At 66.2% G+C, this 24555-nt stretch carries 22 protein-coding genes; 13 read left to right on the top strand and 9 right to left on the bottom strand.

Annotation, left to right across the window (positions count from 1 at the left end; translation table 11 throughout):
* Positions 1 to 78 precede the first annotated feature (78 nt).
* Positions 79 to 942 carry a formyltetrahydrofolate deformylase gene (gene purU, locus AACI_RS11955; RefSeq protein ID WP_012811668.1) on the bottom strand — a complete coding sequence of 288 codons (864 nt, stop codon included), beginning with the start codon at positions 940 to 942 and terminating at the stop codon, positions 79 to 81.
* Positions 939 to 1370, bottom strand: a complete 432-nt coding sequence (locus tag AACI_RS11950) for a PaaI family thioesterase (RefSeq protein WP_012811667.1) — start codon at positions 1368 to 1370, stop codon at positions 939 to 941. The genes purU and AACI_RS11950 overlap by 4 nt, the downstream gene beginning before the upstream one ends.
* A 141-nt stretch (positions 1371 to 1511) precedes the next feature.
* On the opposite strand from AACI_RS11950, the gene AACI_RS11945 reads away from it, so the two are divergent.
* The 4 genes from AACI_RS11945 (at position 1512) to AACI_RS11930 (ending at position 6872) form a co-directional block, all read left to right on the top strand.
* Complete coding sequence (locus tag AACI_RS11945; RefSeq protein WP_012811666.1) at positions 1512 to 2843, top strand: methyl-accepting chemotaxis protein; 1332 nt, start codon at positions 1512 to 1514, stop codon at positions 2841 to 2843.
* A gap of 61 nt (positions 2844 to 2904) precedes the next feature.
* Positions 2905 to 3705, top strand: a complete 801-nt coding sequence (locus tag AACI_RS11940; protein ID WP_012811665.1) for an HAD family hydrolase — start codon at positions 2905 to 2907, stop codon at positions 3703 to 3705.
* Between the two features lie 13 nt (positions 3706 to 3718).
* Complete coding sequence (locus tag AACI_RS11935; protein ID WP_012811664.1) at positions 3719 to 4609, top strand: aldo/keto reductase; 891 nt, start codon at positions 3719 to 3721, stop codon at positions 4607 to 4609.
* An 85-nt stretch (positions 4610 to 4694) separates the two neighbouring features.
* On the top strand, positions 4695 to 6872 hold the full coding sequence (locus AACI_RS11930; protein WP_012811663.1) for a sialidase family protein: 2178 nt from the start codon (positions 4695 to 4697) through the stop codon (positions 6870 to 6872).
* Positions 6873 to 7001: 129 nt separating this feature from the next.
* Here the strand turns inward: AACI_RS11930 and AACI_RS11925 are convergent, their stop codons facing one another.
* Entirely contained in the window at positions 7002 to 8261 is a 1260-nt protein-coding gene (locus AACI_RS11925; RefSeq protein ID WP_012811662.1) for a beta-ketoacyl-[acyl-carrier-protein] synthase family protein, read from the bottom strand.
* Between the two features lie 190 nt (positions 8262 to 8451).
* Here AACI_RS11925 and fabL point away from each other — a divergent pair, with 190 nt between their 5' ends.
* From fabL to AACI_RS11910, 3 genes are read left to right on the top strand one after another with little or no spacing between them, the layout of a single operon-like run.
* Positions 8452 to 9228, top strand: coding sequence for an enoyl-[acyl-carrier-protein] reductase FabL (gene fabL / locus AACI_RS11920; RefSeq protein WP_012811661.1), 777 nt, complete (start codon positions 8452 to 8454; stop codon positions 9226 to 9228).
* Positions 9229 to 9243: 15 nt separating this feature from the next.
* Entirely contained in the window at positions 9244 to 9651 is a 408-nt protein-coding gene (locus AACI_RS11915) for an acyl-CoA thioesterase (RefSeq protein WP_012811660.1), read from the top strand.
* Complete coding sequence (locus AACI_RS11910; protein WP_012811659.1) at positions 9648 to 10415, top strand: SDR family NAD(P)-dependent oxidoreductase; 768 nt, start codon at positions 9648 to 9650, stop codon at positions 10413 to 10415. Before AACI_RS11915 ends, AACI_RS11910 begins: the two co-directional genes overlap by 4 nt.
* 127 nt (positions 10416 to 10542) lie before the next feature.
* Here the strand turns inward: AACI_RS11910 and AACI_RS11905 are convergent, their stop codons facing one another.
* The 3 genes from AACI_RS11905 to AACI_RS11895 all read right to left on the bottom strand — a co-directional run bounded on the left by AACI_RS11905 (position 10543) and on the right by AACI_RS11895 (position 13721).
* On the bottom strand, positions 10543 to 11337 hold the full coding sequence (locus AACI_RS11905; protein ID WP_041708224.1) for a hypothetical protein: 795 nt from the start codon (positions 11335 to 11337) through the stop codon (positions 10543 to 10545).
* A 329-nt stretch (positions 11338 to 11666) separates the two neighbouring features.
* Positions 11667 to 13142, bottom strand: a complete 1476-nt coding sequence (locus AACI_RS11900; protein WP_012811655.1) for a potassium/proton antiporter — start codon at positions 13140 to 13142, stop codon at positions 11667 to 11669.
* A gap of 264 nt (positions 13143 to 13406) precedes the next feature.
* Complete coding sequence (locus tag AACI_RS11895) at positions 13407 to 13721, bottom strand: hypothetical protein (protein ID WP_012811654.1); 315 nt, start codon at positions 13719 to 13721, stop codon at positions 13407 to 13409.
* A 171-nt stretch (positions 13722 to 13892) separates the two neighbouring features.
* Between AACI_RS11895 and AACI_RS11890 the strand changes: the two genes are divergently transcribed.
* Together AACI_RS11890 and AACI_RS11885 are read left to right on the top strand one after the other, a co-directional pair.
* Positions 13893 to 14231, top strand: a complete 339-nt coding sequence (locus tag AACI_RS11890) for a L,D-transpeptidase (protein ID WP_012811653.1) — start codon at positions 13893 to 13895, stop codon at positions 14229 to 14231.
* Positions 14232 to 14490: 259 nt separating this feature from the next.
* Positions 14491 to 15705 (top strand): hypothetical protein, encoded by a 1215-nt coding sequence (locus AACI_RS11885; protein WP_245530600.1) that lies wholly within the window; start codon positions 14491 to 14493, stop codon positions 15703 to 15705.
* A 12-nt stretch (positions 15706 to 15717) separates the two neighbouring features.
* Here the strand turns inward: AACI_RS11885 and aroF are convergent, their stop codons facing one another.
* Genes aroF through AACI_RS11870 form a run of 3 tightly spaced genes read right to left on the bottom strand, consistent with a single transcriptional unit; the run spans position 15718 to position 19526 of the window.
* Positions 15718 to 16749: a 3-deoxy-7-phosphoheptulonate synthase gene (gene aroF / locus AACI_RS11880; protein WP_012811651.1), complete on the bottom strand. Its 1032-nt coding sequence runs from the start codon at positions 16747 to 16749 to the stop codon at positions 15718 to 15720.
* Entirely contained in the window at positions 16740 to 17906 is a 1167-nt protein-coding gene (locus AACI_RS11875; RefSeq protein ID WP_012811650.1) for an acyl-CoA dehydrogenase family protein, read from the bottom strand. Before AACI_RS11875 ends, aroF begins: the two co-directional genes overlap by 10 nt.
* Positions 17907 to 17921: 15 nt before the next feature.
* Positions 17922 to 19526 (bottom strand): AMP-binding protein, encoded by a 1605-nt coding sequence (locus tag AACI_RS11870; RefSeq protein ID WP_012811649.1) that lies wholly within the window; start codon positions 19524 to 19526, stop codon positions 17922 to 17924.
* Between the two features lie 162 nt (positions 19527 to 19688).
* On the opposite strand from AACI_RS11870, the gene AACI_RS11865 reads away from it, so the two are divergent.
* Genes AACI_RS11865 through AACI_RS11850 form a run of 4 tightly spaced genes read left to right on the top strand, consistent with a single transcriptional unit; the run spans position 19689 to position 24497 of the window.
* On the top strand, positions 19689 to 21698 hold the full coding sequence (locus AACI_RS11865; protein ID WP_012811648.1) for an FAD-dependent oxidoreductase: 2010 nt from the start codon (positions 19689 to 19691) through the stop codon (positions 21696 to 21698).
* Between the two features lie 18 nt (positions 21699 to 21716).
* Positions 21717 to 22496, top strand: a complete 780-nt coding sequence (locus AACI_RS11860; RefSeq protein ID WP_012811647.1) for an SDR family oxidoreductase — start codon at positions 21717 to 21719, stop codon at positions 22494 to 22496.
* Positions 22497 to 22526: 30 nt separating this feature from the next.
* Entirely contained in the window at positions 22527 to 22781 is a 255-nt protein-coding gene (gene acpP, locus AACI_RS11855; protein WP_008337361.1) for an acyl carrier protein, read from the top strand.
* 57 nt (positions 22782 to 22838) lie between these two features.
* Positions 22839 to 24497 carry a class I adenylate-forming enzyme family protein gene (locus AACI_RS11850; protein ID WP_012811646.1) on the top strand — a complete coding sequence of 553 codons (1659 nt, stop codon included), beginning with the start codon at positions 22839 to 22841 and terminating at the stop codon, positions 24495 to 24497.
* Positions 24498 to 24555: the final 58 nt, after the last annotated feature.

Raw genomic sequence — 24555 nt, 5'->3', positions numbered from 1 at the left:
CTCCTTTCGCTTCAGCGTATGCCGCGCTGGCGGACGCCGAAGCGACAGCCGCCCATGTCACGCCCCCGGGCCATCCCGTCACGCGAACACGATGGTCTTGTTGCCGTGGACGATGACCTTGTCCTCCAGGTGCCATTTCACGGCGCGGCTCAGCACGGCCCGCTCCACTTGACGCCCTGCGATGCGCAGGTCGAGGGCGGTGAAGCGGTGATCCACCCGCATCACGTCCTGCTCGATGATGGGCCCTTCGTCCAGTTCCTCGGTCACGTAATGGGCCGTCGCGCCAATGAGCTTCACCCCGCGCTGATACGCCCGTTGATACGGATTTCGCCCGATGAACGCTGGCAGAAACGAGTGATGGATGTTGATGATGCGCTGCGGATAGTGTTCGAGAAACGACGGGCTCAAAATTTGCATGTACCGCGCGAGGACAATGACGTCGATCTGACCGTCCATGAGCGCGAGCGCTTGGGCCTCGGCCTCCGGCTTGTTCTCCGGCGTGACCGGGATGTAATAGTAGGGAATGCCGAGACTCTCCACGAGGGGCCTTGCGTCTTCGTGATTCGAGATGACCATCTTGAGATCCGCGTCGAGCAGGCCGTCCTGCCATTCCCACAAAAGCTCCTGCAGGCAGTGCAGCTCGCGCGAGACGAAGATGGCCATGCGCTTTTTCTTTCTCGCGGGGTGATATCGCCAGCGCATCTGGTATTCCTCGGCCAACTTCGCGAAGTCGCGGCAGAGCGCCTCCTCGCGGTTGGGCAGGTCTTCGAGCTCAAATTCGACGCGCATGAAGAAGTCCCCGCCCCAGGGCGCCGTGGAGTGCTGCGCAGATTCGGCGATGTTCGCCCCGCACGAGGCGAGAAACTGGCCGATGGCGCCGACAATGCCGATTCTATCTGGACACGAAATGAGCAGGCGACCGCGATTCTCCCGGGATGTCATCCTCTCGTCTCCAACCCCTCCATGCCAAGTTGTTTCTGCTTCTCTGTGCTGAGCACCATCATCTTGGCCGTCGACGACGCCTTCAGCTCGCCGTCCTCGCCTTCCACCGCCGCTTCCACCACCAGAAGCCGCGACGAGACCTTGGTGGGCCTGGCCCACACGCGCAGCCGCTCGCCGACGTGGACGGGCTTCTTGAACGAGATGTTGAGCTCGGCCGTGACCGTCACGAGCCCCATGAAAAACGGCACGTAGGCGGACGCTTCGTCGAGCAGCGTGCACGTGATCCCGCCGTGCTGGACATTCGGCCAGCCGATATGATGTTCCTGCGTCTGGAAGTGGCAGACCACGCCGTCTCCGTCTCGCTCAAAGTGCATGTGGAGGCCGTGCGGGTTGTCCTTTCCGCAGGCGAAACAGTAGTCGAACCCCATGGCGCACCTCCCGCATCTGTCTCTGTCAGACCACTTGTTCTATTATGACAGCCGCGCCCGCTCATGGGCAACCGCAGGCAGGAGATGGCGCGCTTTACGTCGTAGTTTGAGAAGGGATGCGCGATAGGGAGTGAAGGCGCGTTGGAGAAGACATCGGAAACGTTGCATGCAGGGCCTCGGGGCGGTTCGGCAAGCGAAAGGGCGGTGCGCGTCAGCCTGCGCGTGAAGATGATCGTCGTCGTGATCGTCAGCCTCGCGGTGAGCGTCCCCATCTCGGACGCCATCAACGCCGCGATTCGCCGGGCGGTGCCGGACAGCCAATACGGGATCTACGTGAATAGCGCGGTGAGCGTCATTGTCTCGGCTGCGCTGTTGCTCGTGGCGATTCAGATCCTCGTCATCCGGCCGCTCGGCCGGCTGGTGCGCGCGGTGCAGGACGTGGCGGCGGGCAATCTCGCGGCGCGCGTCGCCGTCGAGACCCAGGATGAGATGGGGCTTCTCGCCCGCGAGCTGAACGCCGCCACCGCCGCCATGCAGGAGGTCATCCGCGAGCTCGCGCGCACGTCGGGCGATCTCGCCGCGGCAAGCCAGGAACTCGCGGCGAGCGCGGAGGAGACGGGCAAGGCGGCGGAACAGATTGCGCTCACCATCCAGGACGTGTCGGCCGGCGTGCAGCGGCAGGACGCGCGCATCGCCCGCTCCACTGACGTGTTCCAGCTCCTCTCCCGCGGGATGGACGACATGTCGGCCCGGTTCCGGGGCGCCAGCGAGGCGACGGCTCAGGCGCGGGAGGCAGCGCGGGACGGTGGAGAGCACGTGGCGCAGGCGCTTGCGCAGATGGCCTCCGTCGAAGGCGCGTTTGAGCATCTCGCGCAGGCCGTGCGGAGCTTCGCGTCGAGATCGCAGGAAGTGGGCGCGATTGTGGAGGTCATGACCCGCATCGCCAAGCAGACGCACCTTTTGGCGCTGAACGCGGCCATCGAAGCGGCGCGCGCGGGCGAGGCGGGGCGCGGGTTTTCGGTGGTGGCGTCGGAAATCCGGAAGCTGGCGGAGCAGTCGGCCGACTCGTCGAAGCAGATTGCGGCGCTGGTGGCCGCGATTCAGGCCGACATGGAGAACGCGGCGGCGCGCATGGCCTCCTCGCGCGAGCAGGTCGAGGCGGGCAAGGCATCGTTCGAAGCGGTGGGCGCGTCGTTCGCGCGCATCCGCCAGGCGGTGGAGCGCGTGGACGAGGAACTGCAGGGCGTGCTGACGTTCGTCAACCGCCTGGGCCGGGCGTCCGCGCAGCTGCGCGAGGGCGTGGACGAGATTGCGCAGGTGTCGGCACAGACGAGCGCGGGCATGGAGACCGTGGCGGCCGCGACGGAGGAGCAACTCGCCTCCATGCAGGAGATGACGGCCTCCGCGGCCGCGCTCGCGCAGATGGCCGAGTCGCTGCAGCGCATGGTGGCGAGCTTTCGCCTCGAGGCGTGATCGAGAGAGAAAATGTGAACCATGATGCCAGAGACCATTCGATTCTGCGGGAGTGAGACGAGTGCATCAGGACCCTTACGTCCGCATCGGGCGTGCCAAGCTCTTCATCTTCGATCTCGACGGCACTGTGTACGCCGAGACGGAGCACTTTGAGGCGTATGCGCGCGAACTGGCGTCGTTTCTGCCGGAAGCGAGGCGAGAGGCGTTCCTCGAGGACGCCCGCCGGGCGCTTCTCCACGAGGGTCATGCGTTTTACGGACACGCGTTTTCGCGCGAGACGGGCGAGCGGGTGGACGTCGCCGAGGAGGACAGGCCGGATCGGGCGTATCTGCACGTGGATGATCCGTGGGGACTCCTGCAGGTGGTGGCGATTCGGCACGGGATTGGCCCGCGCGAGCGAGACGAGGCGTTTTTGCGCACGCGCGACTTCATGGCGGGCCCGTTTCCCATGCAGCCGCTCGGAGGGCTGCGGGAGGCCATGGAGGAGATCCGGGCGCGCGGCGGCCACGTGGTGCTCGCCACCAACAGCCCGGAGCCGGACAGCCGCGCGATTCTGCGCAAGCTGAACCTGGAAGACGTGATCGAGGACTTCGTGTTTCGGGCGGTGAAACCGTACCGAACGGAGGAGCACTTCCGCAAATGGCTGGAGAAGTATGGCGTGGCACCCGAGCGGGCGGTGTCGATTGGGGATCACTACCGGAACGAGATGCGTCCGGCCATCCGCCTGGGGATGCTGACCATCTACATCGATCGGTACATCGGCCGCGAGCGGCCGGACGTGACCCTTCGGCTGACGCACCCGGGGGAATTGGGGGACGTGCTCATGACCTGCCTCAGGCGAGCCGAGGAAGCCGAGGCGTGAGGAGGAGACGACGATGGAATATCGCGAGTTTGGACGCACGGGCATGCGCGTGAGCGCGCTGGGATTTGGCGGATCGGAGATTCGCGGTTCGGACGTCGCGACGGTGGAGCGCCTGCTCGCGAGCGCGCTCGACGCGGGGCTGAATGTGATCGACACGGGCGAGTGTTACGGGGACAGCGAGGAACTCATCGGCCGGGCGGTGGGCCACCGCCGCAGCGAGTACTTCCTGTTCACGAAGTGCGGCCACCGTTCGGGACTCGAGACCCCGGACTGGGCGCCGGAGACCATTCGCGCGAGCATCGACCGGAGCCTGAAGCGATTGCGCACGGACTACGTGGACCTGATGCAGCTCCACAGCTGCTCGGTCGAGGTGCTGAAGGAGGGCAGCGTGATCGAGGAGCTGCAGAAGGCGAAGGAGGCGGGCAAGATCCGCTTCCTCGGCTACAGCGGCGACAATGAGGCGGCGAAGTACGCCGTGGAACTCGGCGTGTTCGACAGCCTGCAGACGTCGGTCAACGTGGCGGATCAGAGTGCCATCGACGAGGTCATTCCCCTCGCCGCCGCGCGCGGGATGGGGGTCATCGCCAAGCGGCCGGTGGCGAACGTGGCGTGGCGATATCAGGAGAAGCCGGACGTGGATTATTACGTCGAGTATTGGCGCAGGCTCAGGGAACTGAACTTCCCCTTCACCGAGCGGCCGCTCAGCGAGGCGGTGGGCGTGGCGCTCCGCTTCACGCTCTCTGTGCCGGGCGTGACGACGGCCATCGTGGGGACGCAGAATCCGGGAAGGTGGCAGGAGAACGCGCGCTACGTGGACGAGGGGCCGCTGCCGAAGGAGGAATTTGACGCCATCCGCGAGGCGTGGCGGCGCGTCGCGCAGCCTGACTGGGTGGGACAGACCTGACGCCTTCCGTCGGTGTCACACCATCGCGGCGCATTCCGTCTAATCCATGTGGTCTGTGCGCGAAGCGCAGAGGGAGGCGGATGGAATGCGCCGTTTGATTTGGTTTGGCGCCGCCTGCAGCGCGTGCGGAATGCTCGCGGCGGGCTGCGGAGCGCAAGGCGTTTCGGCCGAGAACGCGCCAGGCTCTTTGCCAGGCTCTTTGGCCGCAGGGGCGAACGCGCACGGGACGGCTGCCAAGGGGACGGGGGTCACGGCGGATGCGGGCAGCTCGAGCATGGAGCGTACGCTTGCGAGCCGCGGGGAATTTGCGGTACTTGGTGATCCTAGGTGGGCACCAGCTCGCGTCACCCAGGTCGTCTCGCCGAGCTTCGTCGGCGCCGTTGGATTTGCGGCGCTCGATGGACCGTCTTCGAGCGCCATCATCGAAAGCGCCGCCGGCAAGCCATGGCACGTGGTGAGCGAGCTTCCCGGGCAGGTCGTCGCCATCTCGTTCTCGAGCCCGTCGGACGGAGCCGCCATCACCGTCCTGCGCGGAAAGGCGAGCCCCAACATGGCGGAGGGGCCGGCCGCGTACCGCATCTGGCAGACGCGAGACGCCGGCGCGTCGTGGCGGGCCGTTTGGCAGCTCACGGCGCCGCCAGCCGACGAGATGCCCGCGGCGACGCCAGTCCTGGCGCTGTTTGGAGCGACCGGCTATGCGGCGGTGAGCGGCCAACTGCTGCGCTCGGTGGACGGCGGCGCGACCTGGGCGCGGGTGCCGCTCCAGGACGCGGTGCTCGACGCCGCCTTCCCATCGCCGGCGCGGGTTTGGCTGAGCGAGGTATCACCGCAGGTGTTTCGGGCGGGCAATCACCCCGCGCCTGTCGTGATCGCCGAGAGTGTCGACGGGGGGCGCACGTTTCACACCGTGTTGACAGGGCCGAGTGTCGTGCCGTGGCAGGCGAATCTCGCCATGACCGCAAGCGGCGTCGGCGTGTGGGTGGTCAAGGATCTCGGCAGTTGGGAGACGCGGGTGCTTTGGACCACGAACGGGTGGGCGTCGTGGCGCGAGGACATGCCGCAAGTGTACCAGGGGCGGATCGCACAGTCTGTGCCGGTCCTCGACGGGGACGTCGCGTACATCGGGCTCTGCCCGGGCGCCGCGCCCTTTCCCGGCGGCGTGACGTCGTTTGACCTCCGGACCGGGCAGGCGTCGACCCTCGCGACCGTCCCGTACTGGTACAGCGTCTCGCTCGCCCGCGGCCCGTCCGGAACCTGGTACGCGGCGCCGTCCTCGTCTGAGCCGACGGGCCTGTACGAAAGCGCGCAGGGGCTTGGCGCGTGGCACCGGGTTGCGCCGGCGGCGCCGCCCGACGTCCAGGTCATCGCGGATCCCGCACTGGGTTCGGCTAGATCGCCAATGCTTTTCGGCATCGACGGCGACCTGTTTCAGGGCACGGTGGAGGAGAGTGCGGATGGCGGCGCCTCGTGGCGCGTCCTCGCCCGGATACCGCGCCAGACGCCCATCGCCGTCGCGGCGGGCCCCGGCAAGCGCCTCGCCGTGGCCGCGGTGGACGCCTCGGGTGGCAACGGCCCGCTGCACCTGTGGGTGAGCCGGGACGGCGGCCAACATTGGACGGAACTCGGCGCAGCGGATCTGCCCGGTAGCGTGGTGCAGAGCCTGATGCCCTTTGGCCCGTCGGACGCGGCTTTGTCCGTGACGGCCGACGGGTACCTCCTCGCCATTGCGGCGATGCCGAAGGACCTGGAGCTTGCGTCGCGGGACGGGGTGCACTGGTCGACCGTCCGCTCGGTGCCCAATGACGATCTCGCCTTGGCGCCCGCCTTCGACGGGGGAACGGTCTGGTGGCTCGATAACCACTTGATCCGGCCGGGGGGCAAGGCCAACGGGAAGGACACTGGGCCGGTGCTTCAGCCCGTGCTCACGGCGTCGCCTGCCGGCGGGAACGCTGAGCGCACGGTCTCGCTTCCTGAGGGATATGACGCGCTCGCGATGGCCTGGGCGGGATCGCGCGGGATGGTGGTCTGCGCCTCGTCCGCGAACATGGACCCGTCCCGGGGGCTCACGCTTTTTGTCACCTCGGACGGCGGGGCAACGTGGACCGCGCGCCATCTCGCGCCCGGACTTCAGCCGAAGCTTCCCGGCGAGGTCGTCAGTTTGGCGCTTTCGGGCGACGACTTCGGCGCGCTCCTCGCGGATGGCGGCCTGCTCGTGACGCGGGATGGCGGCTGGACGTGGGCATACGCGCCGGGGGGAGGCTGAAGCGCTGAGACGAGCGCCGATGGCTGGGAGCCGGACGCGGGGGCGTCGCAGCGGGGTGAGGGGCTCCAAGCGTGAAAAAAGCCGGACGGATCATCCCGTCCGGCTTTTGCTACACTGGCCGCTCTGCGCTCACAGCTCGGCCTTTTTCCAGATGAGCACGCCGTTTTGGCCGCCGAAGCCAAACGAGGAGCTGAGCGCCGTGCGGATGGCCGTCCTGCGGCTCTGATTCGCGACCACGTCGCGCGGTGCAATCTCCTCCTTGTCGTCGCAGTTCAAGGTGGGCGGCAGCCATCCGGTCTCGAGCGCCTTCACGCAGGCGATGGACTCAATCGCCCCGGCGGTGCCGAGCATGTGGCCCACCGCGCCCTTGATGGAGCTCACCGGGATCTCGTCGATGTGTGGGCCAAACATGTCGCGAAGCGCCGTCGACTCCGCCACGTCCCCCGCGGGCGTCGCCGTCGCGTGCGCGTTCACGTAGTCGATGTCTTCAGGGGCGAGATCCGCGCTCTTCAGCGCCCGCTCCATGGCGAGTTTCGCGCCGTGCCCGGATGGATCGGGCGAGGTCTCGTGGTACGCGTCGTTCGACGTGCCGTACCCCACGAGTTCGCCGTAGATGGTGGCGCCGCGCTCAAGGGCCCGCTCCAGCGTCTCCAGCACCAGCACCGCCGCGCCCTCGCCCATCACCATGCCGGTCCGCCGCTTGTCAAACGGCCGCGACCACGCGCTGTAGTCCTCCGGCCCCTCCGTCGCAAGCGCCCCCGCCGCGCGCAGGCCCGCCAGGATGGCCGGGCTGAACAGGCACTCCGCGCCGCCTACCAGCGCCATGTCGATCTCGCCGAGCCTCAGCCAGTAGCTCGCCTCGCCGATGGCGTTGGCGGAGGAGGCGCACGCGGTCGAGTACGTCATCACCGGCCCACGAATGCCATAGCGCATGGCGATCCCGGCCGCGGCCGCGTTGGGAATGGACTTCGGCACAAGCCTCGGGCCTACGCGCGTCGAGCGCCCCGACGCGAGCCGGTTTGCCCCCTCTTCCAACGTCTGTACGCCGCCAAACGCACACCCAATGGAAATCCCGATGCGATCCCGCTCATACGGACCAAACGCGCCCCCGTCGCCGAACCCCGCGTCCCGAATGGCCTCCGCCGCGGCCACCAACCCCATCTGCGTGAATCGGTCGCTGTTTTGCACCTGCTTCTTATCCAGATACGCCGCCGGATCGAAGTCGCGGGCCGCCGCGACCACCGGCGCCCACGTGCGCAAGAGTTCGTCCTCCGTCTTGCGCACGGCCGATCTGCCGGCGACGATGTTCTCCCAAAACGTCGAAACCCCGACCCCGAATGGCGTCACGGCGCCCATTCCGGTGACGACGATGCGCGTCTTGTCCGCCATGAAGGTTCTCCTCTCGCTGTCAGACTCTACGTGAATCTGAACCGCCCGCACAAATTTATGACTTGGTGCTAGTTCCGCCTCTATCATACCACGTCCACAGGCGCCAGGCGACGAATTTGGCTGGGACAAGGCGCCCTGCGTTTGGTATCATGGAGCGAGAACTGGCTTCGCGTCGAATGGAGGATGCAGCTTGGCTGAAACAGGGCGGGCGCCTCGGCGCTTTGAAGATAAGGTCGTGCTCGTCACCGGCAGCTCGCGCGGCATCGGCCGCCGGCTCGCCATTCGCTTCGCCGAAGAGGGCGCCCACGTGGTGGTGAATTACTTCCGGAATGGCGATCTCGCCCGCGAAGTCGTGGCCGAGATCGAGCAGATGGGCAGGCGGGCCATCGCCGTGCGCGCCAACATGGCGCAGGAGGAGAAGATTGTCGCCCTGTTTGACGAGGTGCGCGAAGTGTTTGGCCGCCTGGACGTGTTCATCCACAACGCCGCATCGGGCCGCAACCGCGCGGCGCTCGAGGTGGATACGAAGGGCTTTGACTGGACCGTCGACGTGAACGCCCGGGCGTTTCTCATCGGCGCGCAGCAGGCCGCGAAGCTCATGCCTGAGGGCGGCGCCATGCTCGCCATCTCCTCGTTCGGGGCGGATCGCGTGTTTCCGTATTATTTGTCGGTCGGCACGAGCAAGGCCGCGCTCGAGGCGATGGTGCGCTACTTCGCCGTGGAACTCGGACCGCGCCGGATCAACGTGAACTGCATCTCGGCCGGCGCCGTTCTCACGGACGCGCTGGGTCACTTCCCGGACATGGATCAGACGCTGAAGAAGCTCGAGAAGAAGATGCCGTATCACCGCATGGTGACGCCGGACGACGTGGCGAATCTCGCGCTCTTTCTGTGCTCGCCCGAGGCGGAGATGATCCGCGGCCAGACGGTGCGCGTGGACGGCGGCGTGACGCTCGTCCTGCCGTGACGCGAGGTGATCGACATGGAAGGGTTTCGCTATCATTACGATCTCGAGGTGCGCTGGTCCGAGGTGGACGCGCAGCGCATCGTCTTCAACGCTAACTACCTGATGTACCTCGATCTCGCGTATCAGGAGTTTTTCCGGAGCGAATTGGGGCTCTATGACGACGTGCCCACGACCGTCATTGCCACGTCCACGCAGACCTTTCTCAAACCGGCGCGCTGGCGGGACAAGCTGTCCATCTGGGTGCGGCCGAAGCGCATTGGAAACACGAGCGTGACGCTGGAATTTGTGATGACGCGGGAGGGCGAGCCCATCTTCCGCGCGGAGACGGTGTACGTGCACGTGGATGGGAACGGGCGGCCGGAGCCCATCCCCGCGTTTTGGCGGGAGCGGCTCATGGCGTATCAGGAGGAGGCGCTGGCATGAGGGACATGGAGGGCCGCGTGGCCATCGTGACGGGCGGCGCGGGCGGCATCGGCAGCGCCACGGCGCGCCGTTTGGTCGAGCGCGGCGTGCGCGTCGTGGTGGCGGATCGCGACGAGGCGGGGGCGCGGCGCGTCGCCGACGAGATCCAGGCGGCGTGCGGCGAGGCGGAAGGGATGTTCGTCGACGTCACGGACGAGGCGAGCGTGAACGCGCTCGTCGACGCGGCGGTGGCGCGATTCTCCCGTCTCGACATCATGTTCAACAACGCCGGCGTGTTTGGCGACGGCGCGCGAAACTTCCTCGACGATCCGCCGGAGGAGTACTTCCGCGTCGTATCCATCAACCAGCACGGCGTCTTTTATGGCATGCGTGCGGCGGCGCGCCACATGCGGCAGGCAGGTACGGGCGGCGTCATCATCAACACGGCGTCCATTTACGCGTTCATCGCGGATCGGAATCAGCTCCCGTACCACGCGAGCAAAGCGGCGGTCGTGGCCATGACGAAGGCGGCGGCGCTCGATCTCGCCCGCTACAACATCCGCGTTGTCGCGGTGGCGCCGGGGATGGTGAACACGGGCCTCGTCGACAACTGGCGGCAGGACGAGCGCGTGTGGAACACGATTCAGCGGGCGCACATGCGCCGGCGCATGGCGGAGCCGGACGAGATCGCCCGCGTGGTGGCCTTTTTGGCGTCGGACGACGCGCGATTCATCAATGGGCACGCCATCTGCGTGGACGACGGCGCGCTGTCGTTCAAGAGGTGAGGACGAGCACGTGTCGCCCATGGGCCAGTCGCACGCCGTCATTCGCCAGATCATGGAGGGCGGCTGGAGGCGCAAGCTGACCGAAGACCTTCCGCGTGCGGTGCTCGGCCCATCGCCCATGTGAGCGTCAGTGCACCTCGCGCTTCATCTGCTCGAGTCTTTCGCGAGGCAGGCCCGTCGCTTTTTCCACAACGTCGACGGGCACGCCTTCGGCCAGCAGGCGGTGCGCAATGTCCTCGGCAGCCTGTTGTTTGCCATCGTGGCGACCGTCTTCATACAGTTCTTCTGCCATGCGGAACACGTTCTTCAGCTCCTTCCGCAATTTTCTGCGGTCTTCGTCTGACAACGCCCTGTCACCGAACGCGAGGACGGCACTCGCCACGAGTTCGCGCTCTTCGTCGTCCGGAACGCGCGGGAGCAGGTTGAGCACGCGGGCCATGGCTTGATGGCGGTCTTCGACGCGCATCGAGAGCGCGAGACCCAGCCGAAGGCGATCGGCGGGTTCCCATCGTCCCACGCGAAGGTGAGCTTCAACTTCGTCCAGTGCGCCATCGCCGTCGAGCGCGGAGAGGAACACGTTTTCCACGCGATAGATGGCGGTGCCGATGTCCAGCTCCTGCGGCGCGCTGGCGACCTGCGCGTGGTACAAGACGACCGTGCGGATTCTGGTCTTGACCTGATTGGCAAGGCGGGCATCGTACTCCAAAAAGCGGTGAAGCGTGCGCTCGCGGCGATCCTGGAATTCCAGGTGAAACACGTCGCCGTTTGCCATCCGCCACGCCCGATCCATCCTCAGCGTGCTGGCGGGCAGTTCGGTCGTGAATGGCTCCAGTGTCTCCACGCCGCGTACCCCGAGGGCTTCAAGCGCTCCACCCGAGAGCGTGCGCGTAAGCGCCTTGAGCAAGCTGTCCTGTCCGGGCATCGAAGCGTACCACACCACCCATGATAGGAGATCCTGGTCGAAACCACAACGCGAGCCGGATTCCTCCGTGTTGCGAGGCCCCCCACGCGCTGCGCCATCCGCATTGAGGATGCCTCCAGTGTACGCGCACCCAACCGGTCCGTCGATGATGCCGAGGAGAATGTGAACCGATGCGGTGAAAACCTGTCATGATGTCTGCACCTGGGCGCGCGCTTCTGCGTCCTCTGTGACCCTCTGCATCCCGGAAGTCGCCTGCAGCCACCAGGCTCCGTCTCCCGTCATCTCGCGCCACCGAGCCCTGCCCTCGCAACCTGCCTCCCGCCGCAAGACTACGGCAACATCTCCGCCGGCCCCATTCGCTCCGCGCCAAACAGCCTCCGCAGCCGCCTGATGTTTCGCCTGTCCGACAGAATCAGCAGGTGATCGCCCGCCTGAAGCTCGGTCGCGCCGCGCGGCACAATGACCTGATCGCCCCGCACGATGGCGTAGCACAGCGTGTTCTCCGGAAACTCAATCTCGATCATCTTTCGCCCGACGAGATCGGACGAAGCGTCCACCTCGACCGGCGTGATCACGGCGTTTTCGCGCGCGATGCGGACCAGTTCAAGCAGGTCGCCGGACGGGGCGCGCTCCAGCAGATCGAGCTTCGCGGCGAGCGGCCGGACGGTGAGGCCCTGGACAATCGTCGACGCAATGACGACGAAAAACACGGCGTCCAGCATTGGCGCGGGCGTGTAGGCGGGCGAGAGCATGGCGGTCAGCACGAGTACGATGGGCACCGCGCCGCGCAGCCCGGCCCACGAGATGAACACCTTCTCCGCCGCGGAGAAGCGCATGCCGATGGTCGAGATCCAGACAGCGACGGGCCGCGCCAGAAAGAGGGCGCCTGCCGCGAGCAGCACGCCCGGCACGAGGATGGACCCAAGCCGCGCGGGGGAAATTTGTAGGCCCAGCACGACGAACATCACGATGTGCATGGTCCAGGACAGCCCCTCGTGAAACCGCAGGATGCTGTGGCGGTGCTCCAGCCGCCGATTGCCCATCACCACCGCGGCGGTGTAGACGGCGAGAAAGCCGCTGCCGTGCAGGAGGACGGCGACGCTGTAGCTGAGCAGCGCAAACGCGAGGGAGAGCGTCGGGTACAGGCCGCCTGTGTCGAGTTTGATGCGCTGATTCGCCAGCGAGCCCAGGTATCCGATCACGGCCCCCGCAATCAGGCCCATCGCCATCTGCAGGGCGAAGGTCGAGATCGCGTAACCGAGGGCGCTCCACGGTCTGCCGATGCCGTGCTCCGACCATTGAATGAGCAGGATGGTCAGAAAGAACGCCATGGGATCGTTCGTGCCCGATTCCACTTCCAGGACATCCACCAGGCGCCGGCGCAGCGGCTGCCGGCCGAGGATGGCGAAGACCGAAGCGGCGTCCGTCGAACTTACCGCCACGCCGAAAAGCGCCGCCGCGTACCAAGGGAGATGCAGCAGCGCGTGCGCCATGGTGGTCAGGATGGCGCCGCTGATGACGACGCCCGCGGTCGCGAGCGACAGGGCGGGTTTCCACACGCTGCGGATGCGATCGAACGGCGTGTGCAGGCCGCCTTCGAACAGGATGAGAATGAGCGCGAGATAGCCGATGGACTGCGCGGCGGAGAGGGGGACGTGCGGGCCGAGGCGAAGTCCGCCCGGGCCGAGCAGCATGCCGATGGCCACGAAGCCGATGAGAACCGGGAAGCCCAACCGATTGCCGAGGTGTGCGGACCAAACGCCAGCTAGCAGAATCAAAGACAAGATCAGCAGGAAAGTCTCCATTTTCGCCTCCTTCTGTGAAATCGGAGTTGATGCGCGATAGGCGATGAGCGAGACGGTCACCGGAATAAAGTGCGACGAATACGTCGGAGATGGTTTTGCAATCAGGGTGTGAATCGGGTGGGATGATGCAGGAACCAAGGGGAAGACAGGGATGGGATCCCTATTCCGATTATCCTTAGTTTAACACATATATTTCAGTCCGTAAAGAAAGGCTTGCCGCTTCCGGCGGGGCAAGGCCGGGCGCCGGGGCGCCCGTTCACTTCATCAGCTTCGGAATGTCTTTGCATACGATCCGGCTTGCAGCACGATGGTTTGGCCCGGCTTCAAGGTGACGGTCTGCTGGTAGAACAACCCGTTCGGTGCGGCGCCCACGAGGATGACGGGCTCGCGCAAGTTGCCGGAGAGCACCGCTTTCACGTAGGCGTTCGGCCGTATGTGAATGTCCGCGCTGGTCGACGGGTTCGCCTTCAGGATGGGCGCGCTCGATGCACTCGCCGGATTCTGAATCGAAACCTTACGGGTCGCTCCGAGGCCGACGAGGAAGTTCGTCGGCGGTGCCAGGTACTTCTTCTGCGCCATGGTCTAACCTCCTTCCTTTGGAGGATGCCATAGCTCATGCGCGCAGAAGCTCCCTTGACCTCGACAACCGCCGCGCGGGCAAAGCCAAGTCCACGCCAGAACACGTAGCGCTCCCTCGCCATGCGCAGGAGCCGCCGCTCGCACATAGGCTGAGGGCGGAGGCGATCCGCCGTGGCGAACTATGAAATCATCGTCGATCTTTCCGATAGGCGACTCTATCTACTGGAAGCGGGGAAGGTAATCCGCGCATTTCCCGTCGGGATCGGCAAGATGGTGACCCGGACGCCCATCGGGCAGTACACCATCGTGAACAAAGAGCCGAATCCCGGCGGGCCCTTTGGCGCGTACTGGATGGGCCTGTCCAAGCCGCACTACGGCATTCACGGCACGAACGATCCGTCGAGCATCGGCAAGCTCGTCTCGCACGGGTGCATCCGCATGTACAACAAGGACGTCATCTGGCTCGCCCACACGGTGCCGCTAGGAACGCCGGTGACGATACGGCCGTAGCGGGGCTTCGATGGCATGCAAAAGGTCGGAATGAAATGGATCCGCTGCGATTCACAAGATACGCTTCCCCCAATGTCGAGCATCAGAAGGATTGAGCGCGGCGCGAGGAGAAATGCCTTCTCAGAACCGTCAAAGGTGAGGGGGAGCACGGGGGATGCGAGCAACATGGCGTGTTCAGCCAGTCACTGCCGTTGTGTCGTTGGCCTGCCTTTGCACTTGGATCGACGCACCGAAACTCGAAGCGCAGGTGATACATCGCTTGCCGTCAGTCGAGACTGCGCGTGCGAGTTTCGTGCTGCCCGAGCGTACCATCTATCGAGTGGCTTCGCCGCCTTCCGGAGGCGACGGCTTTCTTGCGGTGGCGGCGCTGCGTATTGGAACGGCCTCCATCCCGATGGATCTCTGGGTCACGGGTTCTTCGGACTCTGGCGAAGTGTATGTCCCGCTCAATATTCTGCAAAACGCGTTGAATTCCATTGGCCTTCGCTCTTCTTGGAACGCAAGCCAATTCACCTGGGCGATACAGACACCCACATCGCGCGCGGACACGTGGGAGTTCCCGGCCGGAACCGGGATTGGGGCGGTGGAGGTGGATGGGAGCCTGGTCACAAGGCTCAACGTCGTTCCCGGTGTGGATCTGACTTCCGGGTGGAACGGCGTCGACACGGTCTTTTTGCCGCTGTCTCAGGTTGCGCAACTGCTCGCAGATGTCGGCGTGCAGAACACGTGGGACGGCGCCACGCGGGTGTGGACGTGGGTCCCGCCTCTCCAAACGAGCGACGCACTCGGCCCATCCCAGGGTGTCGAGGAAGTGCGGTCGGACATATTGGCCAGCGGAGCGAACATCGTGCTCCGGAATCTGCAGGTGGACGGAGACGTGATCGTCGCTCCGTCTCCTAACGGTTCTGTTTCGCTCGATCACGTCAGCATCGATGGCAAGTTGGTCATCCTGGCGAGCCCGGGTGCGCCCATTCAACTTACGGACATCGCGTCGCCGCGCATCGACGTGGATAGTCAGGGAGCCGTGTCCCTCCATCTCAACGGCGGAGCCGTCGGCGTTCTCGACGTGTTACCTGGCATGGGCGGTGTTCAAGTCGCGAGTTCGAAATCGTCCGTGCTCGAGGTGGACGACTTTGCGACATCACCCGTCGTGCTCGCGGGAAGCGCCTATGAAGCTGCCGAGATCCGAGCTGATGATGGCGTCCTGAACGCCGAAACTTCCCTTCCTCTCGTCAGAGTGTGGGCTTCGGGCGCCACGCTCACCGTGGGGCAGGGTGAGACGGTCGGCCTGCTCCAGGTGTCGCCTGCGGTGGACGGTTTCTCTGTGGACAACTTCGGAACCATTCAGTTTCTCGTGAACAGTTCGCCTAATCCGGTGTCAAGCCAGGGAACCGGGGCGGTGGAAGCCGCGATGGGGGCGATGACCACGCCGCAGGCAGGGGAGGCGGCGGTTTCAGGCGTCACAGGGGCGTGAAGGGTCACACCCTCACACCCCCACCATCTCCCGCGCGCTCGCGCCATCTTCCGATTCCGCCAGCGCCTGCGCCACGCGGTTCACCTCTTGCACCATGCGGCCGAACTCCTCGTAGTCGATGGTCTGCGCCGCGTCGGACATCGCCTGGTCCGGCACCGGGTGAATCTCGACGATGACGCCGTCCGCTCCGGCCGCCACGCCGGCGCGGGCCATGGGCCGCACAAACGCGCGCTTGCCGACGCCGTGGGACGGATCGACGAGCACGGGCAGGTGAGAGAGCGACTTGACCACCGGGATGGCGTTCAAATCGAGCGTGTTGCGCGTGGCCGTCTCGTACGTGCGGATGCCGCGCTCGCACAAAATCACGTTCGGGTTCCCCTGCGCCAGGATGTACTCGGCCGCCATCAGCCACTCTTCAATCGTGGCCGAGAGGCCGCGCTTCAGGAGCACGGGCTTGCCGGATCGCCCGGCTTCCCGCAGGAGCGGGTAGTTCTGCATGTTGCGCGCGCCAATCTGCAGGATGTCCACGTACTCGGCGACGAGATCGACGAGACTTGGCTCCATGACCTCCGACACAATCGGCAGGCCGGTCATCTCGCGCGCCGCGGCCATCATCTTCAGGCCCTCTTCGCCGTGGCCCTGAAACGAGTACGGGCTGGACCGCGGCTTGAAGGCGCCGCCGCGCAGCACGTGCCCGCCGAGGCGCTTCACGGCCTTCGCGACATCGACGATGTTCTCGAGCGACTCCACCGAGCACGGCCCGGCCATGATGGTCACGCCGCCCGCGCCGATGCGGTGGCCGCGGACCTCGACGACGGTGTCTTCCGGCTTGTACTCGCGGCTCGCGAGGGCGTACGGCCGGGAGATCTCGCGTACCTCAGTCACGCCAAAGACTCGCGCCACGCGCTCGGCGAGCCCGGGTTCCTTGGCCGCGAGCACGCTCACGCCCGCACCGGCAGGGTAGAGGGAGCGAACCCACTCTCCAAGACCCGCCTTCATCATCTCCTGCTTCAAATCCACCTTCCCGTGGCGAATCACCAGCATCTCCGCTCGCTCCCTTCTGAGGCCCGCTTGGCCTTGTCGATCACGTCGCGCGCAATGACCATCTTCTGAATCTCCGACGTGCCTTCCTCGAACCGCTGCATCCTGGCGTCCCGGTAGATCCGCTCGATCTCGCTCGACTTGAAGTAACCCGGCCCGCCGTGAATCTGCAGGGCCTTGTCCGTCACGCGCTGCAGCATCTCCGTCGCGAACATCTTCGCCATCGCCGCCTCCACGGTGATGGGATGGCCTTCGTCGAACCGCCGGGCCGCGTGGAGGACGAGCTGGCGCGCCGCCTCGATGTCCGTCGCCATCTCCGCGAGCCACATCTGGATGATTTGGCGCTTGGCGAGCGGCTGGCCGAAGGTGACGCGCCGGAGGGCGTGATCGGCCGCGAGTTCGAGCGCTCGCTCCGCTGCGCCGACGCAGGTCATGCCAATGGCGGTGCGGGACGGATCCAGAAAGCCGCGGAACGCCACCTCCAGGCCGTCGCCCTCCTCGCCGAGGCGGTTGGCGACGGGTACGCGGCAGTCGCGCAGGCGAAGGTGCCCGTGCGCCGTGCCCGCGATGCCCATGGCCGGCGCCATGAGCTCAACCGTGAGGCCCGGCGCGTCGCGCGGGACGAGGAGCGCGAGCGTCCCTTCGCCGCCCGACGTCCCCTCCAACCGGCAGAAGAGCAGGAAGTAGTCCGCCACGTCGCTGAAGATGATCATCCACTTTTCGCCGTTCAGGACGTACTCGTCGCCCTCGCGCCGGGCCGTCGTCTTGATGTCCGCGCCGGAGCCCGAATTCGGCTCCGTCAGTGTGAACGTCACGCGGATGTCGCCCGCGACAAACGGCTTCACAAACCGCTCCACCTGCTCCGGCGTCGCCTTCTGCGCGAGCGAGCGCCATAGGCTGTTCGCCACGTGCACCATCACGCGGATGGACCCGTGCGTGTGCGCGAATCGGCGCAAGAGATCCAGGTAATCCGTGAAGCTGAGCCCGTGCCCGCCGAGATGGGGCGGGGCGGCGAGCCGCAGGTAGCCGGCGTCGCGAAGCTCTCGCCACAGGGCGTCCGGCACCGTCCCCGTCGCCTCAATATGCTCAGACCACGCCCTGGCCGGGCCCGCGACGTAAGCGTCGACGTCCTTCTTCCACTCGTCCAGCGTCCGCATCATGGCTACCGTCCTCCGTCAGCCCGTCTTCTCCGCGCGCTCGCGCTCCAGTTTCTGCTGGATGTCCTGGCGCAGCACGTACTTCTGAATCTTGCCGCTCGCGGTCCGCGGCATCTCGTCGATGATCTCGAGTCGCTCCGGCCAGTAGATTTTCGCCATGCCGCGCTCGCCGAGGAAATCCGTGATGTCGCACAGTTCCAGCCGCTTGGCGCCCGGTTTCAGCACCACGTAGGCGCAGGCGCGCTCGCCGAGCCGCTCGTCCGGCATGGCCACCACGGCCGCGTCGGCGATGTCCGGGTGCTGGTAGAGGAGGTCCTCAATCTCCACCACCGGGATCTTCTCGCCACCGCGGTTCACCACGTCCTTCTTGCGGCCCGTGATGCGCAGATACCCGTCCTCGTCGATCACGGCGAGATCGCCCGTGTCAAAAAAGCCGTCCGGCGTCATGGCCGCCTCGTACCACTCGGGGTGGTGGAGGTAGGTGACGAACATGGCGGGCGTCTTCACCTGGAAGTTGCCCTCGGTGCCGGGCGGGAGCTCGCGGCCCTCGTCGTCCACCACGCGGATCTGCATGCCGTCGAGCACGCGCCCGTCCGTGCCCCAGAGTTTCTCCGGCGGATCCGACGGCCGGCCGACGGTGACGAGGCACGATTCGGTGGACCCCCATGCGCCGACGACGGCGCACTGAAGCCGTTCGCGCGCTTCCTGCGCCAGTTGGCGCGGGATGGCGGCGCCGGTGGCGATGAAGAGCCGAAGACCCTTAGGCGGCCTGTCCGCGCGGGTGATGTCCGAGAGAAACGGCATCGCGGCCTGGACGAACGTCGCGCCGTGCTCCTCGATGGCCGCGCGCGCCTTGTCCACGTCCCAGATGGCGTGATAAATTCCCGGGGCCCCAATATAGAAGGAAACGAGCATTCCGTAGAGAAATCCTGTCTGGTGAGCGGTCGGGGAGGGCACCCAGATCCGGTCCTTCGACGTGAGCCCGAGCGTGCGCGTGTGGATGAGAAGCGCCTCGGAAAGCGTCCGGTGCGTGTGCAGCACGCCCTTCGGCTCGCCGGTGGTGCCGGACGTGTACAGAAGCTGCGAGTGGCTGTCCGGCCCAGGCTTTCTCGCCGAAAGCGCCTCCTTCGCCGCCTCGGCGTCTGCCTCCGGCGCGAGAAGGCCGCCGAGATCGGACGAAAGCGGGTCGTACGGGGACGTCGGCAGGATGAGCGCGTGTTCGACGCGCGGTGCTTCCTTCAGGATGCTCTCGACCAACGGCCGGTAGTCGAAGCGGCGGAACACGTCCGGCGCGATGAACACGCGGCTCTCGGACGAGTTCAGGATGAAGGCCACCTCGCGTTCGCGAAGCTGGGGCAGAAGCGGGCACGGCGTGGCGCCCACCTTCCAGATGGCGAGCGTCAGCGCCACAAACGGCCAGCCGCTCGGAAGCTGATACGCCACAGCCTCGCCGGGTTTCACGTCGAGCTGAAGCAGGCGCGCCGCGATGCGCGCCGCAAGCCGGTCGAGCTCCGCGTAGGTGAGCATGACGGGCTCGTCGCCGGAGAGGTCGATGACGGCGATTTGCTCCGGATGGTCGCGCAGGGTGGTTTCGAACTGATCCAAGAACAAAGGAGCGCTCACGGGCGCCGCCCCTTTCCGCACAAAATTCGTACCTGGTAATAAGCATTCTATCACCGCTCGGTCGACGGATTCAATACCAGGTGTTAATATCAGCTTATAAGACCAGGTGCGAAAACATGTGTGCCGCGCGCAGGTCGAGCGCGGCCAGGACGAGGTGACATGATGGCAGAGAGATGGATGAAACGGCGCTACGAGGCGCTGGCCCAGCCGGGGAAGATTGGTTCACTCGAGCTTCCGCACCGCATTCTCATGGGCTCCATGCACATGGGCCTTGAACACGACGACGACGAGATGATGGCGCGCCTATGCGAGTTTTACCGCGAGCGCGCGCTGGGCGGCGCGGCGCTTATCATCACGGGCGGCGCGTGTGTGCTGCCGGAGGGCGGCGGCCACATGTTTGTGCTCACGAACCCGCGCCACGTGGAGCGGCTCTCCGAGCTGCCGAAGGCCGTGCACGAGGTGGGCGGCCGCATTGCGCTTCAGCTCTACCACGCGGGCAGGTATGCGTTTTCGGAGGAGATTGGCCAGCAGGCGGTGGCGCCAAGCCCGCTTCCGTCTCGGCTCACGCGCGAGACGCCCCGCGAGATGACGCTCGAGGACATCCGTCGCACCATCGAAGGCTACGCGAACGCGGCGCGGACCGCGAAGGACATAGGCTTTGACGCCATCGAGATTATGGGCTCCGAAGGCTATCTGCTCAACCAGTTCTTGTCGCCCTTGACCAACCACCGCAACGACGAATACGGCGGCGACTTCGAGCGGCGCATGCGGCTGCCCCTCGAGGTGGTGGAGGCGGTGCGCCCTGCCGTGGGTCCAGAGTTCCCCATCATCTTCCGCATGTCGGGGCTCGACTGCATGCCCGGCAGCACCACGCCGGAGGAGACCATCCAATTCGCGCAGGCGCTCGAGAAAGCGGGCGTGGACGCGCTCAACGTCGGCATTGGCTGGCACGAGGCGGCCGTGCCCACCGTCCAGCAGGTGGTGCCGCGCGGCGGGTTTGCCGGCGTGGCCGCGTTCGTGCGCCAGCACGTCACGGTGCCGGTGCTCGCCGCCAATCGCCTGAACGTGCCCGAGGTGGCCAACGAGCTTGTGGCAGACGGCTTCCTCGACTTCATCGCGCCCGCGCGCCCGTGGCTCGCGGACGCCGAGTTCGCGAAGAAGATCCTCGAGGGCGATCGCGACGGCCTGAACGTGTGCATCGCCTGCAACCAGTCCTGCCTGGATCACACGCTCGTGAAGCCGTACCGCGTCGTGAGCTGCCTCGTCAACCCGCGCGCGGGCTACGAGGCGCTCCGGCCGCGCGTCAAGGCGCAGGTCAAGCGGCGCGTGGCGGTGGTCGGCGGCGGGCCGGCGGGGCTCGAGGCGGCGCGCGCGGCGGCGGAGCGCGGGCACGAGGTCACGCTGTTCGAGCGGGACACGGAGCTCGGCGGGCAGTTCCGCCTCGCATCGCGCATCCCGGGCAAGGACGAGTTCCTGGAGACGATTCGGTATTACGAGGTCATGCTTGAACGCCTGGGCGTGACTGTTACAATGCAGACAGAGCCGAGCCTGGACCAGCTCGCCGAATTTGACGACGTGATCGTCGCGGTGGGCGTGAAGCCGAAGGCGCCGGGCATCCCGGGCGAGGATCTGCCGCACGTGGTGTCGTACCAGGATCTGCTCATGGGCCGCGTGCAACCAGGCCGGAACATCGTCATCCTCGGCGCGGGCGGCATCGGCTGTGACGTCGCCGTCTTCCTCGGCACCAGGCGGCGCATGACGCCGGACGCGGAGGCGTTCTTCGAGGAGCAAGGGCTGCCCGTGCCGAAGCCCATCGAGCGCACCATCACCATGCTCGCGCGAAGCGATCGAATCGGGCGAGGCATCGGCCGCAGCACGCGCTGGGTGGTCCGCCAGGAGATGCAGCGGCTCGGCGTGAACGTCGTCCCGAACGTGGCGATGCTCGAAATCACGCAAGATGGCGTGCGGATTGAGCGCGACGGCCGAGAGGAGTTGGTCCCGGCGGATCAGGTCGTGCTCTGCACGGGCCAGCTGCCGCAGGAGACAGCCTGGACGGAGAAGCTCCCGCCGCACGTGCGCGTGCACATCGTCGGCGGCGCGAGGGACAGCCGCGACATCAATGCGGCGCGGGCCATCCGCGAGGCCTGGATGGCCGCCTACGACATTGGATGAGCCGGGGAGGCGACACGCTTGTTACTGGAAGGAAAGCGAGCATTCATCACCGGATCGAGCCGCGGCATCGGCCGCGCCATCGCCATTCAGATGGCCAGGCACGGCGCGGACGTGGTGGTCCACTACCGCCGCCAGCCGGAGGAGGCCGAGGCCACGGCAGAGGCCATTCGAAACCTCGGCCGCCGCGCCATGGTCGTCAAGGCGGAGCTCGAGAGCCAGGATGAGCTGAACCAGGCGTTCGACCAGATTGAGCGCGAGTTCGGCGATCTCGACATCTTCGTCGCGAACGCCGCCGCGTCGGCGTTCAAGCCCATCGAGCAGCTGAAGGACTACCACCTTGACCGGACGTACCGCGTGGTGATTCACAGCACCGTGTTCGCGGCGCAGCGCGTCATCCCCATGATGGAGCGCCGCGGCGGCGGCCGGATCATCACCATGTCGAGCATGGGAAGTACCTTCACGCTGCCGAATTACGCCACGCTCGGCACGGCAAAGGCGGCGCTCGAGGCGCTCACCCGGTACCTCGCCCGAGAGGCCGCGCCGAAGAACATCACGGTGAACGCCATTAACCCGGGCGTCGTCGACACCGAGTCGGCCCGCTTCTACGGGGCGGATCACTACGATGCCTACCGCCGAGACGTGGAGGCGCACACGCCGCTCGGGCGGCTCGCGTCGCCGGAAGAGGTGGCGGACGTCGCCGTTTTCCTCGCGAGCGATCTCAGCCGCTTCGTCACCGGCCAGGTCATCTGGGTGGATGGCGGCCTGACGCTTCTCACGGGCGGATTTGAAAGCTTTTGACCCCAATTCTCTACGCAAAGGAGATGCGACATGGCAACGTTGAGCAGGGAAGACATCGAGGCGCGCGTGCGCAAGGTGGTTGCGAACCAGCTGCAGGTGAGCGAGTCCGAGGTGAAGCCGGACAGCCTGTTTGTGGACGATCTCGGCGCAGACTCTCTGGACCTCACCGAGCTTGCCGTCGCGTTTGAGGACGAGTTCGACATCGAGATCCCCGAGGCCGACTTCGGTCAGCTGTCGACGGTGGCGGGCGTGGTGGACTATATCGAGCGCCGCCTGTCCGCGTGACGGCGCGACGTGCAAAGCGACGAGGCGGCGCAAACTCCCTGAAGTGGAGGCGTGGCGATGTTTGACTTTCCGGGCCGCACGCTGACGGAAGAGCGTGCCAAGCTGTACTTCGAAAAGGGGTATTGGACCAACGAGTCGTTTGTCGACGTCTTTTACGAGGACGTGAAGAAGTACCCGAACTTCGTCCACCGCGACGAGACGCGTGAGGCGACGTACGAGAAACTGTGGAGCGAAATCGAGTCCGTGGCCGCCCACCTCTACCGGATGGGCGTGCGCAAGGGGGACACCGTCGCGCTGCAGCTGCCGAACGTGCTCGACTACGTCGTGGCCGTGTTCGCCTGCGCGCGCATCGGCGCCATCGGCGTGTCGCTGCAGATCGATCTCGGCCGCCAGGCCATCATCTCGAGCATGCGCACGTCGCGGGCCAAGGTGTGGATCATCGCGGACTACTTCCGCGGCGAGTCGCTCTACGACATGGCCGTAAGCCTGAAGCCCGAGCTGCCGGATCTCACGCACATCGTCGTCCAGGGCGATCCGGAGCGCGCCCCCGCGGGCGCGACGACGTTCGCCAGCCTGCGAGAGGCCGGGGACAAGCTCGGCGAGGCGGAGCTTGAGGCCAACAAGCCGGAGGCGCTCGACGCCTTCCTGATGGTGTTCACCTCGGGCACCACCGGATCGCCGAAGGGCGTGGTGCACCTGCACGCGAACTACCTCTGGGCGGCGCGGGCGTACGCGAAGAACTTCGGCTACCAGCCGGAGGAGGCCGTTTTGTGCCTCGCGCCCATCTGCCATCAGACGGGCATGCTCGCAGGCGTCATGATGACCGTCGCGAGCGGCGGGCGGATCATGCTGCTGGATCGGTTCTCCGCGAGCCGCGTGATCGAGTGGATCGAGAAATACAGGCCGACGTACCTCGTGGGCGCGCCGCCGCACGTCATCCACGTGGCCAACGCGCCCAACCTGAAGCAGGCGGACACCTCGAGCGTGAAGCTGTTCATCTACGCCGGGGCGCCGGTGCCGAAGGCCGTGCTCGAGCAACTCCAGCGCGACAGCGGCATCAAGGTGGGCTGCATGTTCGGCTGGTCGGAGGGCTTCCTCGCCACCGCCACGCGGCCGGACGATCCGCTCGAGGCGCTCTCGTCCACCGTCGGCTTTGTCATCCCGGGCACGGAGGTCCGGCTGGTCGACGAAGAGGGCAACGACGTCAAGCCGGGCGAGCCTGGGGAGATGTGGGCGCGTGGCCCGAACTTCAGCGCGGGCTACTACCACAACCCGGAGGCCGCGCGCCGGCAATGGGACGAGGAAGGCTGGTTCCACTCGGGGGACATCCTGCGCCAGGACGAGAACGGCCGCTACATCTTCATCGCCCGGGCGGACGACATCATCAACCGGGGCGGCACGAAGATCGATCCGAAGACGGTCGAGGACGCCATCTCAAAGCACGAGGCGGTGCAAAACGTCGCGGTGGTCGGCGCGCCGGATCCGACGCTCGGCCAGATGACGGTGGCCTGCGTCATCCTCAAGGAGGGCGCGAAGCCGTTCACGCTGCGCGAGCTGCGCGATTTCCTCGCCGAGCAGGGGCTCGCGAAGTTCCAGTTCCCCGACAGGCTGGAATTCATGACGGAGTTCCCGCAGACGCACTCCGGCAAGATCAAAAAGAAGGATCTGCGCGAGCGGTTTCGGCTCGAGGCCGAGGGCCAAGGAGCCAACGCGTGAGGGGTGGGGCGCCCGCCGACAGGCGCGGGTGCCCCACTCGACTCGATGAGCACGGATT

Origin of the sequence: Alicyclobacillus acidocaldarius subsp. acidocaldarius DSM 446 (assembly GCF_000024285.1) — a bacterium.
GTDB lineage: Bacteria > Bacillota > Bacilli > Alicyclobacillales > Alicyclobacillaceae > Alicyclobacillus > Alicyclobacillus acidocaldarius.
The sequence above is the reverse complement of the archived record's forward strand: the minus strand, read 5'-3'. Positions and strand labels throughout refer to the sequence as shown.